14 protein-coding genes are annotated in these 12,576 nt (G+C 67.8%); 13 read left to right on the top strand and 1 reads right to left on the bottom strand.

Annotation, left to right across the window (positions count from 1 at the left end):
• The first annotated feature begins 56 nt into the window (after positions 1-56).
• Positions 57-2,171 carry an elongation factor G gene (fusA, locus tag HNR13_RS06455; RefSeq protein WP_179604992.1) on the top strand — a complete coding sequence of 705 codons (2,115 nt, stop codon included), beginning with the start codon at positions 57-59 and terminating at the stop codon, positions 2,169-2,171.
• 114 nt (positions 2,172-2,285) lie between these two features.
• Positions 2,286-3,479, top strand: coding sequence for an elongation factor Tu (tuf, locus tag HNR13_RS06460; protein WP_064109785.1), 1,194 nt, complete (start codon positions 2,286-2,288; stop codon positions 3,477-3,479).
• 375 nt (positions 3,480-3,854) lie between these two features.
• On the opposite strand, the gene HNR13_RS06465 is transcribed toward tuf, so the two are convergent.
• Positions 3,855-4,784, bottom strand: a complete 930-nt coding sequence (locus tag HNR13_RS06465) for a hypothetical protein (RefSeq protein ID WP_179604993.1) — start codon at positions 4,782-4,784, stop codon at positions 3,855-3,857.
• 158 nt (positions 4,785-4,942) lie between these two features.
• On the opposite strand from HNR13_RS06465, the gene HNR13_RS06470 reads away from it, so the two are divergent.
• The 11 genes from HNR13_RS06470 to rpsC all read left to right on the top strand — a co-directional run bounded on the left by HNR13_RS06470 (position 4,943) and on the right by rpsC (position 12,575).
• Positions 4,943-5,944 carry a glycosyltransferase family 2 protein gene (locus tag HNR13_RS06470; RefSeq protein WP_179604994.1) on the top strand — a complete coding sequence of 334 codons (1,002 nt, stop codon included), beginning with the start codon at positions 4,943-4,945 and terminating at the stop codon, positions 5,942-5,944.
• Positions 5,941-6,867 (top strand): glycosyltransferase family 2 protein, encoded by a 927-nt coding sequence (locus HNR13_RS06475; RefSeq protein WP_179604995.1) that lies wholly within the window; start codon positions 5,941-5,943, stop codon positions 6,865-6,867. The genes HNR13_RS06470 and HNR13_RS06475 overlap by 4 nt, the downstream gene beginning before the upstream one ends.
• A complete protein-coding gene (locus HNR13_RS06480) occupies positions 6,864-7,943 on the top strand; it encodes a glycosyltransferase (RefSeq protein WP_179604996.1) in 1,080 nt (359 codons plus the stop codon). Before HNR13_RS06475 ends, HNR13_RS06480 begins: the two co-directional genes overlap by 4 nt.
• Positions 7,944-8,292: 349 nt before the next feature.
• Positions 8,293-8,601 (top strand): 30S ribosomal protein S10, encoded by a 309-nt coding sequence (gene rpsJ / locus HNR13_RS06485; RefSeq protein WP_005050520.1) that lies wholly within the window; start codon positions 8,293-8,295, stop codon positions 8,599-8,601.
• A gap of 14 nt (positions 8,602-8,615) precedes the next feature.
• The gene (gene rplC / locus HNR13_RS06490; RefSeq protein WP_179604997.1) at positions 8,616-9,275 is read left to right on the top strand and encodes a 50S ribosomal protein L3; all 660 of its coding nucleotides are present in this window, start codon (positions 8,616-8,618) and stop codon (positions 9,273-9,275) included.
• Between the two features lie 5 nt (positions 9,276-9,280).
• Positions 9,281-9,931 (top strand): 50S ribosomal protein L4, encoded by a 651-nt coding sequence (rplD, locus tag HNR13_RS06495; protein ID WP_179604998.1) that lies wholly within the window; start codon positions 9,281-9,283, stop codon positions 9,929-9,931.
• Positions 9,931-10,230: a 50S ribosomal protein L23 gene (gene rplW, locus HNR13_RS06500; protein WP_179604999.1), complete on the top strand. Its 300-nt coding sequence runs from the start codon at positions 9,931-9,933 to the stop codon at positions 10,228-10,230. Before rplD ends, rplW begins: the two co-directional genes overlap by 1 nt.
• An 18-nt stretch (positions 10,231-10,248) precedes the next feature.
• Positions 10,249-11,088 carry a 50S ribosomal protein L2 gene (rplB, locus tag HNR13_RS06505; protein WP_179605000.1) on the top strand — a complete coding sequence of 280 codons (840 nt, stop codon included), beginning with the start codon at positions 10,249-10,251 and terminating at the stop codon, positions 11,086-11,088.
• Positions 11,089-11,100: 12 nt separating this feature from the next.
• On the top strand, positions 11,101-11,382 hold the full coding sequence (gene rpsS / locus HNR13_RS06510; RefSeq protein ID WP_018191964.1) for a 30S ribosomal protein S19: 282 nt from the start codon (positions 11,101-11,103) through the stop codon (positions 11,380-11,382).
• A gap of 24 nt (positions 11,383-11,406) precedes the next feature.
• Positions 11,407-11,799, top strand: a complete 393-nt coding sequence (gene rplV, locus HNR13_RS06515; RefSeq protein WP_179605001.1) for a 50S ribosomal protein L22 — start codon at positions 11,407-11,409, stop codon at positions 11,797-11,799.
• Complete coding sequence (gene rpsC, locus HNR13_RS06520) at positions 11,799-12,575, top strand: 30S ribosomal protein S3 (RefSeq protein WP_179605002.1); 777 nt, start codon at positions 11,799-11,801, stop codon at positions 12,573-12,575. Before rplV ends, rpsC begins: the two co-directional genes overlap by 1 nt.
• The last annotated feature ends 1 nt before the right edge of the window (position 12,576 follow it).

Genomic DNA, 12,576 nt, shown 5'->3' on the forward strand with positions numbered 1-12,576 from the left:
TAGGAGTGCCGCGCCCGGGCGGCACCCTTCCACTCTCTACTTTTCGGAGGAACCCTGTGGCACAGGACGTGCTCACCGACCTGAAAAAGGTCCGCAACATCGGCATCATGGCCCACATCGATGCCGGCAAGACCACCACGACCGAGCGCATCCTGTTCTACACGGGCGTCAACCACAAGATCGGTGAGACGCACGACGGCGCCTCGACCACCGACTGGATGGAGCAGGAGAAGGAGCGCGGCATCACCATCACGTCCGCCGCGGTCACCTGCTTCTGGAACAAGAACCAGATCAACATCATCGACACCCCGGGTCACGTCGACTTCACGGTCGAGGTGGAGCGCTCGCTCCGCGTGCTCGACGGTGCCGTCGCCGTCTTCGACGCGAAGGAGGGCGTCGAGCCCCAGTCGGAGACCGTGTGGCGTCAGGCCGACAAGTACGTCGTCCCGCGCATCTGCTTCGTCAACAAGATGGACAAGCTGGGCGCCGACTTCTACTTCACCGTCGACACCATCGTGTCCCGCCTCGGCGCCAAGCCGCTGGTGATGCAGCTCCCGATCGGCTCCGAGTCCGACTTCGTCGGCGTCGTCGACCTGGTCGAGATGCGCGCGCTGGTCTGGCCGGGCGACGCCAAGGGCGACGTGACGATGGGCGCCAAGTACGAGGTCCAGGAGATCCCCGCCGACCTCAAGGAGAAGGCCGAGGAGTACCGCAACCGCCTCCTCGAGACCGTCGCCGAGACCGACGACGCGCTGCTCGAGAAGTTCTTCGGCGGCGAGGAGATCACCATCCCGGAGATCAAGGCCGCGATCCGCAAGCTCACCGTGAACAACGAGATCTACCCGGTCCTCTGCGGCTCGGCGTTCAAGAACCGCGGTGTCCAGCCGATGCTCGACGCCGTGATCGACTACCTCCCGTCGCCGCTCGACGTGCCCGCCATCGAGGCGCACAACCCGCGCGACGAGGAGCAGGTCATCCTGCGCCACGCCGACGCCACCGAGCCGTTCTCGGCCCTCGCGTTCAAGGTCGCGGTCCACCCCTTCTTCGGCCGCCTCACCTACGTGCGCGTCTACTCGGGTCGTGTCGACTCGGGCGCCGCGGTCGTGAACTCGACCAAGGGCAAGAAGGAGCGCATCGGCAAGATCTTCCAGATGCACGCCAACAAGGAGAACCCGGTCGACTACGTCACCGCCGGCAACATCTACGCGGTGATCGGCCTCAAGGACACCACCACCGGTGACACCCTGAGCGACCCGGACCACCAGGTCGTCCTCGAGTCGATGACCTTCCCGGAGCCCGTCATCGAGGTCGCCATCGAGCCGAAGACCAAGGCCGACCAGGAGAAGCTCGGCACGGCCATCCAGAAGCTCGCCGAGGAAGACCCGACGTTCCGCACCGAGCAGAACCAGGAGACCGGTCAGACGGTCATCAAGGGCATGGGCGAGCTGCACCTCGACATCCTCGTGGACCGCATGAAGCGCGAGTTCAACGTCGAGGCGAACGTCGGCAAGCCGCAGGTGGCCTACCGCGAGACCCTCCGCCGCACGGTGGAGAAGTACGACTACACCCACAAGAAGCAGACCGGTGGTTCCGGTCAGTTCGCAAAGGTGCAGATCACCCTGGAGCCGCTCGAGGTGACCCCGGAGACCTCGTACGAGTTCGTGAACGCCGTCACCGGCGGTCGCGTCCCGCGCGAGTACATCCCCTCGGTCGACGCGGGCATCCAGGACGCGATGCAGGTCGGCGTGCTCGCCGGCTTCCCGACGGTGGGTGTCAAGGCGACGCTCGTCGACGGCGCCTCGCACGACGTCGACTCCTCGGAGATGGCGTTCAAGATCGCCGGCTCGATGGCCTACAAGGAGGCTGCTCGCAAGGCGAACCCGGTGCTCCTCGAGCCGCTCATGGCGGTCGAGGTGCGTACGCCGGAGGAGTACATGGGCGACGTCATCGGCGACCTCAACTCCCGCCGTGGACAGATCCAGTCCATGGAGGATGCGAGCGGCGTCAAGGTCGTGCGCGCCAACGTCCCGCTGTCCGAGATGTTCGGCTACATCGGCGACCTGCGGTCCAAGACCTCGGGCCGCGCGGTGTACTCGATGCAGTTCGACAGCTACGCGGAGGTCCCGAAGGCTGTCGCCGACGAGATCGTCCAGAAGAGCAAGGGCGAGTGACCCCGGTCACTGCTCCCAGGCAACATCCCGTAACATAAGAAACCAATCCCGTAGGCCCTCCGGTCGAAATCCGTCGACCGGGGTGCCTGCACGAGAGTCCTGAGGAGGACCACAGTGGCTAAGGCCAAGTTCGAGCGGACTAAGCCGCACGTGAACATCGGAACCATCGGTCACGTCGACCACGGCAAGACGACGCTCACCGCGGCGATCTCCAAGGTGCTTGCAGACAAGTACCCGTCGGCGACCAACGTGCAGCGCGACTTCGCGTCGATCGACTCGGCTCCGGAAGAGCGTCAGCGTGGTATCACGATCAACATCTCGCACGTCGAGTACGAGACCCCGAAGCGTCACTACGCGCACGTCGACGCCCCGGGTCACGCCGACTACATCAAGAACATGATCACCGGTGCCGCTCAGATGGACGGCGCGATCCTCGTGGTCGCCGCCACCGACGGTCCGATGGCTCAGACCCGCGAGCACGTGCTGCTGGCCAAGCAGGTCGGCGTTCCGTACCTGCTCGTCGCGCTGAACAAGTCCGACATGGTCGACGACGAGGAGATCCTGGAGCTCGTCGAGCTCGAGGTCCGCGAGCTGCTCTCCAGCCAGGACTTCGACGGCGACAACGCGCCGGTCGTCCGCGTCTCGGGCCTCAAGGCTCTCGAGGGCGACGAGAAGTGGACCCAGAGCATCCTCGACCTCATGGAGGCCGTGGACGACTCGATCCCGGACCCCGTGCGCGACAAGGACAAGCCGTTCCTGATGCCGATCGAGGACGTCTTCACGATCACCGGTCGTGGCACCGTCGTCACCGGTCGCGCCGAGCGCGGCACCCTCGCCATCAACTCCGAGGTCGAGATCGTCGGCATCCGCCCGACGCAGAAGACCACGGTCACCGGTATCGAGATGTTCCACAAGCAGCTCGACGAGGCGTGGGCCGGCGAGAACTGTGGTCTGCTCCTCCGCGGCACCAAGCGCGAGGACGTGGAGCGCGGCCAGGTCGTCGCGAAGCCGGGTTCTGTGACCCCTCACACCAACTTCGAGGGCACCGCCTACATCCTGTCCAAGGACGAGGGTGGCCGTCACAACCCCTTCTACACGAACTACCGTCCGCAGTTCTACTTCCGGACCACCGACGTCACCGGCGTCATCTCGCTGCCCGAGGGCACCGAGATGGTCATGCCCGGCGACACCACCGACATGTCGGTCGAGCTGATCCAGCCGATCGCCATGGAGGAGGGCCTCGGCTTCGCCATCCGTGAGGGTGGCCGCACCGTGGGCGCCGGTACGGTGACCAAGATCAACAAGTAAGTCCCCGCGACTTCCTTGTGAGAGGGTCGGGCCTTCGGGCCCGGCCCTCTTCCGTGTTTTCCGGGGCTGTGCTTTTGAGGGCTGTGCTTTTCGGGGCTGTGTTTTCCGGGGCCGTGTTTTCCGGGTGGTTCGTCACCGGGGGTTTACCTCTCGGCGGGTCGGGCGCAGAATTGGTGCACCGTTTCAACCGAACGGGTCCGTCGACGAAGGGAGACTGCCTATGGTGAGCATGGACCTCGCAAACCAGACCAAGCCGCTGACCGGAGCACGGACGAAGAGTTCGGACACCGCCTAGGCGGTCTTGGAACCACGAGAGCGGCGGCGCGAGGCGCCGTTCGGAGCGGGACCGGCTGACGCCGGTCCCGCTTTCCGCGTTCAGGGGGCCAGACCGATCTCGGCAATCCGTCTCCGCGAATCGAGCGGCACGCCCTCCCGGAGGAGGAGCTCCCGCATCAGATCCACGCGCCGCCCGGTGGCCCAGCGCCAGCGGACGACGCGCAGGCCGGTCCGCTCGATCCGCCGGTCCCGTTCCACCCGGGCGGCGAGCTCCTGCCGCACCTCGGGGAACCGCCGGGACGCCGGATGTTGAAGCTTCTCGGCTCCGTCCGCCTCGCCGGCGATCCCGAGCCCCGGCCAGCAGAAGTCGAGCCGCGCGACCACGCCGAACAGGTCGTGCACCCGCAGCTGCAGTTCCGGTGGGGGAGCCCCTGCGAGCGCCATCGTGGCTCGGCTGACCGATTCGAGCGGCGACTCGGAGCGCCCGTCGGCGAACCCCGCCACCGCGAGCGAACGGCGCCGCTCCGACGGGTCGGTCAGCGACCCGGCCGCCTCGATGAGTTCCGCCGGGCAGGTGAGTGCCTCCCGATCGCCGAACGCCCCGGTGTGCAGGGCGTGATCGGCGAGCACGACCCCTTCCAGGAACGACGTCCGCCCGGCCAGCGCCGCCACCGTCTCGGCGACCGGCGTCACCTGCAGCCCGTGCGTGGCGACCCCCGGCGCCGCTGCTGACCGCCGATGCGAGACGACGCCGTGCGCCGCGCTCTCGGTCGAACCCGCGGCGAGGACGTGGATGGTCGGCGGGGGAGCGTTGAGCAGTGGGAGTCCGTGGATGAGCGCCGCAGACCAGTACGCGAACACCGGTGGCCGCGACCGCATCGCTGCGAAGAGGTGCAGCCGCTCCAACTGCTCTCTCCGCGAGCGCGACCGGCCGATCTGCCGGAGGGTGGCCTGCCGCCCCGGCTCGACGGCGCGCAGGTGGAGCCGGTGGAGGCGAGCCGAGCCGGAGGATTCGTGCAGTGCTGTCATGTCGTCCAGCCTGCCGAGACGGAGTTGCCGGCAGGACGCGCGGCCGGAATCTGTGGAGAACATCGGCGCTTCGTCCCGCTGTGCACAACCGTGTCGGGAGCGGCGGACCGAACTCCCAGGAATGCATATTTCATAGCCTGTAGTATGAGCCGCATACCATGTCGAACGATCCCCTCTTGCCGATCAGCATCGTCGTGTGCTTCCACAACCCCGGTGCCTCGGTCGAGCACACCCTCGCCTGGCTGGGGGGCTTCGCAGCTGCGGCGCAGCTCATCCTGGTCGATGATGCCTCCGGCGATGGCACGGCTGAACGACTGCGCTCGTGGAGTGCGCAGCATCGGCACTGCACGGTGATCGCGCTGGCCGAGAACCACGGCCCGGCGCGCGCCCGCAACGTCGCTGTGGAGCAGGTCCGGACCGAGTATGTGTGGTTCGTCGACGACGACGACGAGCCGGCGCCGGATGCGCTTGCCGCCTTCGGTCGCGCCATCCAGGACGGCACGCCTGATCTCGTGTTCGCCCGCGCCCGCTTCCGCTCCGCCGACGGCGCGGAACGCTGGGCGGACGGCGTCGACGAGACCGTGGTCATCGGCCGGCACGAAGCGCTCACGCGCGTGCTGAGGGGTGATATCCAGGGCTTCCTCTGGAGCAAGCTCTTCCGCCGCTCCGTCCTCGGCGACGAACCGTTCGGGCGCGAGCACCCGCAGGAGGACTTCGTCGGCGTCGTCGGCGCCATCGAACGGAGCACGCGCATCGCCCTGTCGCAGGCATCCGTCTACACGTACGTCGAGCGGCCGGGCTCCCTCAGCCGGGACCGCCGCCCGGACTTCCGGCGGTATGCCGTCGCCAGGGACGTCGCGGTCTCCGCAGCGCGGCGGGCAGGAGTGGACGGCGTGGTGGTCGACTACTTCCGGCTCTGGTTCTACGCGATAGCGGTCGCCTTCGTCCCCGTCCGCCGAGGTGCGGCGGCCGCCGAGGTCTCCGAGGGCATCCGGCTCGCGAAGGTGGAGCTGCGCCGCCTGGATCTCTCCGCGTGTGCCGAGCTCGGCCGGGGAGCGGCCGCGCATGGCCGGATCATCCTGCTCGTCGGGCGGCTCTATCCGCTGGTCCTGAAGCCGGCGCTCCTGCTGCACGACCTTCTCAGGAGGTTCCGCCGATGACGGCTTTCCCTTTCCCCGCCGCGGTCTCGGTCGTCATCCCGACAATGAACACCCGCTCCGCCCTCCACGACGCCGTCGCGTCCGCTCTGGCGCAAGAGGAGGTCCGGGTCGACGTGGTCGTCGCGATGAACGGAACCGGCCCGTCGCCGGAGTTCACCGATCCGCGCGTGCGCCTCGTGCACTCGGACCCGGCCGACCGCGGCAACGGGGCACGGATGGCCGGCATCCACGCGGCCCGGCACGAGTTGATCGCCCTTCTGGACGACGACGACTCCTGGGCGCCGAACAAACTGGCCGCCCAGCTCGGCGCACTCCACGACCGCGGGGTCACGGGCGACAACTGGGTGATCACCTGCTCGATCGCCGAGATCGACGCGGTGACGAAGACCCGACGCATCGTGCCGACCGAGCTGGTCACCGAGGTGCCCAGCATCTCGCGCTACCTCCTGGCGCGCCCGGGGTTCTACTCGGTGTCCCCGCAGTTCGCCTCCTCCACCATGGTGTTCCCGCGCGCCCTCGCGCTCCGGGAACCGTGGGACACGTCGGTGCGGCTGCACCAGGACTGGGAGTGGCTGATCCGCCTCGAGCGCGCGCAAGGTACCCGGATGATGTGCCTGCCCGAGCCCCTCGTCGTGCGGCTGGTGAGTCACGCCGACTCCATGACCACCGCTCCGGACTGGCGGTCGAGCCTCCGCTGGGGGGAACGCCACTTGAGCGAGCACCCCGCGCGCATCCGCGGCGACTTCTTCCTCACCTACCCGGCAGATCGGGCCGGTCGTGCGGCAAGTCTGCGCGGCCTGCTGGCCTGCCTGGGCGCGGGCCTGCGCCACGGACGGCCGGGCGTCGGCGCGTGGGCCTACTTCGCGGTGACGGCGTTGCGGGCGCTCCGCAACGGCGTTCGCAGGACGGGGGCGAGGTCGTGAAGGTCGGCTACGGCAGGGTCTGGGATCCGTCCTACCCGCGCAACGCCCGCATCCGGGCGTACCTCCGCGACAGGTTCGGCGCCGACATCACGGTCAACCGACGGTGGGAGGGCTCCCGGTTGCGGCGCATCCCCCACGACATCGGCTCCCTGTTGTTCGGCCTCGGCGGCAAGCGGCTCTACGTCCTCGCCGAGTTCTCGCTCCCGTACGCACCGGTGCTCTGGCTGGTGGCCCGGCTCAATCGCGGCGTCTTCGTGGTGGACGGCTTCGTCGGACAGTACGAGACGATGGTCGAGGACTGGAAGAAGGCACGACCCGGCACCCTCCGCGCCCGCTGGTACGCGACGGTCGACCGGATCGCCTGCCGCCTCGCCGACCTCGTGCTGATCGACACGAGGGTGCGCGCACAGGCTCTCGCCGGAGCCCACCCGGGGACCGAGGTGCTCTCCCTCCCGGTCGGGGCGCCGGCCTGGGCACGACCGGCGGCCGAGCGCGGACGACGGACGGGCCGGGTCGAGGTGCTCTACTACGGCAACTACATCCCCTTGCACGGGCTGCCCGTGGTCCTCGCGGCGATCGAGCGCGCGGCGCGCGAGGTCGACCTGGGCGTCACGCTCGTCGGAGACGGGACCCCGCGCCCGGACGTCGAGCGGCAGGCCGCCCGACTGGGCATCGCCGGACTCTGCCGCTTCGTGGACCCCGTCCCCGAAGAGGAGCTGGCCCACCACATCCGCGACGCCGACGTCGTCCTCGGGATCTTCGGCGACTCGGAGAAGGCCAGGAGCGTGATCGCCAACAAGGTCTGGCAGGGGCTCGCGTCCGGGAAGATGGTCATCACACGGGCCTCTCCCGCACTCGCGGAGATCGCCGATGTCTGCGGCGCGCAACTCTCCCAGGTCGATGGCGAGAGCGAGGAGGCGCTGGTCGCAGCGCTGGCGGAGGCACTCGTCGCGAGGGCCGCTCGGCCGGCCGCCGTCGAGGGGGAGACCGCGGCCGCGCTCGAGGCGTACGTCGCCTCGGAGTACGACCGATTCGGGCGTCGAGTCGAGGAATTGCTCGCCGCACGCCGTCGCTGACCCACCCGCGACACGCCCGGGTTGCAGCATCGCTCCGCATCTGGCAAACTTGTCTGGTTCAACATTTCGGAACGAGTGTGCTCACGTGCGCTCCGAACGGATCACTGCCAGGCAGTGCATAGCCCGCCACAGGCGCCTTCGGGCCCGTGGTCGGAGGTTAGGCCGCAGGCAGCAGGACATGCTCACAATCGACATCTTCGAAAAGCAGGGAATTCCTGTGCCTTCGAGCGTGCGGTGAGTTGACAGAAGAATAGTGGCGTTTCCCACGCGTACGTCGCACTGCGTCCAATGCGAGAACGGTTCGAGAGAGCCGTCTCGTACGACGCCATAACAAGAGAGAGAGTCAGACATGGCGGGACAGAAGATCCGCATTCGGCTTAAGTCGTATGACCACGAGGTCATCGACACCTCGGCGCGCAAGATCGTCGACACGGTGACCCGTGCCGGCGCGACCGTCGTCGGCCCGGTGCCGCTTCCCACCGAGAAGAACGTGGTGTGCGTCATCCGTTCGCCCCACAAGTACAAGGACAGCCGTGAGCACTTCGAGATGCGCACGCACAAGCGGCTGATCGACATCATCGACCCGACGCCGAAGGCCGTCGACTCGCTCATGCGTCTCGACCTGCCGGCCGACGTCAACATCGAGATCAAGCTCTAAGGGGGAGTGCCGCTATGTCCAACATCGAGACCAAGACCTCCAAGGGCCTCCTCGGTAAGAAGCTCGGCATGACCCAGGTCTGGGACGAGAACAACAAGCTCATCCCCGTCACCGTCATCGAGATCACGCCGAACGTCGTGACCCAGGTCCGCACCCCCGAGGTCGACGGCTACAACGCCGTCCAGATCGCCTACGGCCAGATCGACCCGCGCAAGGTCAACAAGCCGGCCGCCGGCCACTTCGACAAGGCCGGCGTCACGCCGCGCCGTCACCTGACCGAGGTCCGCACCGCGGACGCCGCCGAGTACTCGGCCGGCCAGGAGCTCACCGTGGACGCCACCTTCGAGGCCGGCCAGCTGGTCGACGTCGTCGGCACCTCCAAGGGCAAGGGCTTCGCCGGTGTCATGAAGCGCCACAACTTCCAGGGCGTCTCCGCTTCGCACGGTGCGCACCGCAACCACCGCAAGCCGGGCTCCATCGGCGCCTCCTCGACCCCGAGCCGTGTCTTCAAGGGCATGCGCATGGCCGGTCGCATGGGTGGCGAGCGCGTGACCGTCCTGAACCTCAAGGTCCAGGCCGTCGACGCCGAGAAGGGCCTGCTGCTCGTCAAGGGCGCCGTCCCCGGCGCTCGTGGCCGCATCGTTTTCGTCCGCAACGCAGTGAAGGGGGCCTAAGGTAAATGGCTACCTCGATTGACGTCGTCGACCTCAAGGGCAAGAAGGCCGGCTCCATCGAGCTTCCGGACTCCCTGTTCGACGTTCAGACCAACATCCCGCTGATCCACCAGGTCGTCACCGCCCAGCTCGCCGCCGCGCGCCAGGGCACGCACAAGACCAAGGGTCGTGGCGAGGTCTCCGGCGCCGGCCGCAAGCCGTTCAAGCAGAAGGGCACCGGCCGCGCTCGTCAGGGCTCGATCCGCGCTCCTCAGATGACCGGCGGTGGCATCGTCCACGGACCGACCCCGCGCGACTACTCGCAGCGCACCCCGAAGAAGATGATCGCCGCTGCTCTGCTCGGCGCCCTCTCGGACCGCGCCCGCGGCAGCCGCATCCACGCCGTGCAGGCGTTCACGACCGGCGAGGCCCCCTCGACCAAGGCCGTCGTGGAGCTGCTCAGCGGCGTCGCGACCTCCCGCCACGTCCTCGTGGTGCTGGAGCGCGACGACGAGCTCGCTTTCAAGAGCGTGCGCAACGTCCCGTCCGTGCACGTGCTGACCTACGACCAGCTGAACGCCTACGACGTCCTGGTGAGCGACGACATCGTCTTCTCGCAGGCCGCGCTCGAGGGCTTCATCTCGTCCAAGACCAAGAAGGAAGAGGTGAACGCGTAATGGCCGCCGTCAACAAGGACCCGCGCGACATCATCATCGCCCCGGTCGTCTCCGAGAAGAGCTACGGCCTGATCGACGAGGGCAAGTACACCTTCCTCGTCGACACGCGTTCGAACAAGACCGAGATCAAGCTCGCCATCGAGTCGATCTTCAAGGTCGAGGTCGCGTCGGTGAACACCCTGAACCGTCAGGGCAAGACCCGCCGCACGAAGTTCGGCACCGGCAAGCGCAAGGACACCAAGCGTGCCATCGTCACGCTGAAGTCCGGTTCCATCGACATCTTCACGGCCGTCGGCTGAGACTAGAGGAAGACAGACATGGCTATTCGTAACTACAAGCCCACGACCCCCGGTCGTCGCGGCTCCTCGGTCGCCGACTTCGCCGAGATCACCCGCTCGACGCCGGAGAAGTCCCTTCTCCGTCCGCTGTCGAAGACCGGTGGCCGCAACAACCAGGGCCGCATCACGACCCGTCACATCGGTGGTGGCCACAAGCGCCAGTACCGCGTGATCGACTTCCGTCGCAACGACAAGGACGGCGTCAACGCCAAGGTCGCGCACATCGAGTACGACCCCAACCGCACCGCGCGCATCGCGCTGCTCCACTTCGTGGACGGCACCAAGCGCTACATCCTGGCTCCGGCCGGGCTGAAGCAGGGCGACGTGGTCGAGTCGGGCGCAGGCTCGGACATCAAGCCGGGCAACAACCTGCCGCTGCGCAACATCCCGACCGGTACCGTCGTGCACGCGATCGAGCTCAAGCCGGGCGGTGGCGCCAAGCTGGCCCGCTCCGCCGGCGCTTCGGTCCGTCTCGTCGCGAAGGACGGCCCCTACGCCCAGCTGCGCCTCCCCTCGGGCGAGGTCCGCAACGTCGACGTGCGCTGCCGCGCCACGATCGGCGAGGTCGGCAACGCCGAGCAGTCGAACATCAACTGGGGCAAGGCCGGCCGCATGCGCTGGAAGGGCGTCCGCCCGACCGTCCGCGGTGTCGCGATGAACCCGATCGACCACCCGCACGGTGGTGGTGAGGGCAAGACCTCCGGTGGTCGCCACCCGGTCAGCCCGTGGGGTCAGAAGGAAGGCCGCACGCGCCACCCCAACAAGGAAAGCGACAAGCTCATCGTCCGCCGCCGTAACGCCGGCAAGAAGCGTAAGTAGGAGTTCGAGAAGATGCCACGCAGTCTCAAGAAGGGCCCCTTCGTCGACGAGCACCTGTTTCGCAAGGTGGTCGCCGCGAACGAGGCCAACAGCAAGAACGTGATCAAGACCTGGTCGCGCCGCTCGATGATCGTCCCGGCCATGCTGGGTCACACCATCGCGGTGCACGACGGTCGCAAGCACATCCCGGTGTTCGTCACCGAGACCATGGTCGGTCACAAGCTCGGCGAGTTCGCGCCGACCCGCACCTTCCGTGGTCACGTGAAGGACGACAAGAAGGGTCGCCGCCGCTAACGCGGTGGCGTAAGGAGGAGAGAAATGGTGGAGTCGATCGCACGCGTGCGTCACATCCGCGTCACCCCCATGAAGGCCCGCCGCGTCGTCAACCTGATCCGCGGCAAGCAGGCCCAGGAGGCCCTGGCCATCCTGAAGTTCGCCCCGCAGAGCGCGAGCGAGCCGGTCTACAAGCTCGTCGCCTCGGCGATCGCCAACGCGCGCGTCAAGGCCGACCAGAGCAACACCTACCTGGACGAGCAGGACCTGTACGTGAGCCGCGCCTTCGTGGACGAGGGCACGACCCTCAAGCGGTTCCAGCCGCGTGCGCAGGGCCGCGCCTTCCGCATCAACAAGCGCACCAGCCACATCACGATCGTCCTCGCGACGCCGGATGAGGTTCAGGACGCCAAGGCCACGAAGAAGGCGAGCAACTAATGGGTCAGAAAGTCAACCCGTACGGCTTCCGTCTGGGAATCACCACCGACCACGTGTCGCGCTGGTTCTCCGACAGCACGAAGAAGGGTCAGCGTTACAGCGACTACCTCGCTGAGGACGTCAAGATCCGCACCCTGCTGAAGACGTCGCTCGACCGCGCGGGCGTGTCCCGCATCGAGATCGAGCGCACCCGCGACCGCGTCCGCGTCGACATCCACACCGCCCGTCCGGGCATCGTGATCGGTCGTCGTGGCGCCGAGGCCGAGCGCATCCGCGCCGACCTCGAGAAGCTCTCGGGCAAGCAGATCCAGCTGAACATCCTCGAGGTCAAGAACCCCGAGGCCGACGCCCAGCTCGTCGCTCAGGGCATCGCCGAGCAGCTCGCCGCCCGCGTGGCCTTCCGCCGCGCGATGCGCAAGGGCCTGCAGGGCGCTCAGCGCGCCGGCGCCAAGGGTGTCCGCATCCAGGTGTCGGGCCGCCTCGGCGGCGCCGAGATGAGCCGCTCGGAGTTCTACCGCGAGGGTCGTGTGCCGCTGCACACGCTCCGCGCCAACATCGACTACGGCTTCTACGAGGCCAAGACCACCTTCGGTCGCATCGGTGTCAAGGTGTGGATCTACAAGGGCGACATCACGAACAAGGAGCTTGCCCGCGAGCAGGCCAACCAGAAGCCGTCGCGCGAGCGCAACGACCGTGACCGTCCGCGTCGCGGCGGTGGCCGGGGCAACGCTCCCGCCGCCGAGTCCGCGCCGGCCGCAGCAGGAGTTGAGGCATAAC

It is taken from the genome of Leifsonia shinshuensis (assembly GCF_013410375.1).
In the GTDB taxonomy this organism is placed as follows: Bacteria; Actinomycetota; Actinomycetes; order Actinomycetales; family Microbacteriaceae; genus Leifsonia; species Leifsonia shinshuensis.

What these genes read in the sequence shown, in the direction of transcription:
- rpsC (WP_179605002.1), top strand. Translation starts at nt 11,799, where the DNA reads ATGGGTCAGAAAGTCAACCCGTACGGCTTCCGTCTGGGAATCACCACC.
- rplW (WP_179604999.1), top strand. Translation starts at nt 9,931, where the DNA reads ATGGCCGCCGTCAACAAGGACCCGCGCGACATCATCATCGCCCCGGTC.
- HNR13_RS06465 (WP_179604993.1), bottom strand. Translation starts at nt 4,784, where the DNA reads ATGACAGCACTGCACGAATCCTCCGGCTCGGCTCGCCTCCACCGGCTC.
- rplC (WP_179604997.1), top strand. Translation starts at nt 8,616, where the DNA reads ATGTCCAACATCGAGACCAAGACCTCCAAGGGCCTCCTCGGTAAGAAG.
- rplD (WP_179604998.1), top strand. Translation starts at nt 9,281, where the DNA reads ATGGCTACCTCGATTGACGTCGTCGACCTCAAGGGCAAGAAGGCCGGC.
- HNR13_RS06475 (WP_179604995.1), top strand. Translation starts at nt 5,941, where the DNA reads ATGACGGCTTTCCCTTTCCCCGCCGCGGTCTCGGTCGTCATCCCGACA.
- rplV (WP_179605001.1), top strand. Translation starts at nt 11,407, where the DNA reads ATGGTGGAGTCGATCGCACGCGTGCGTCACATCCGCGTCACCCCCATG.
- HNR13_RS06470 (WP_179604994.1), top strand. Translation starts at nt 4,943, where the DNA reads ATGTCGAACGATCCCCTCTTGCCGATCAGCATCGTCGTGTGCTTCCAC.
- rplB (WP_179605000.1), top strand. Translation starts at nt 10,249, where the DNA reads ATGGCTATTCGTAACTACAAGCCCACGACCCCCGGTCGTCGCGGCTCC.
- rpsS (WP_018191964.1), top strand. Translation starts at nt 11,101, where the DNA reads ATGCCACGCAGTCTCAAGAAGGGCCCCTTCGTCGACGAGCACCTGTTT.
- rpsJ (WP_005050520.1), top strand. Translation starts at nt 8,293, where the DNA reads ATGGCGGGACAGAAGATCCGCATTCGGCTTAAGTCGTATGACCACGAG.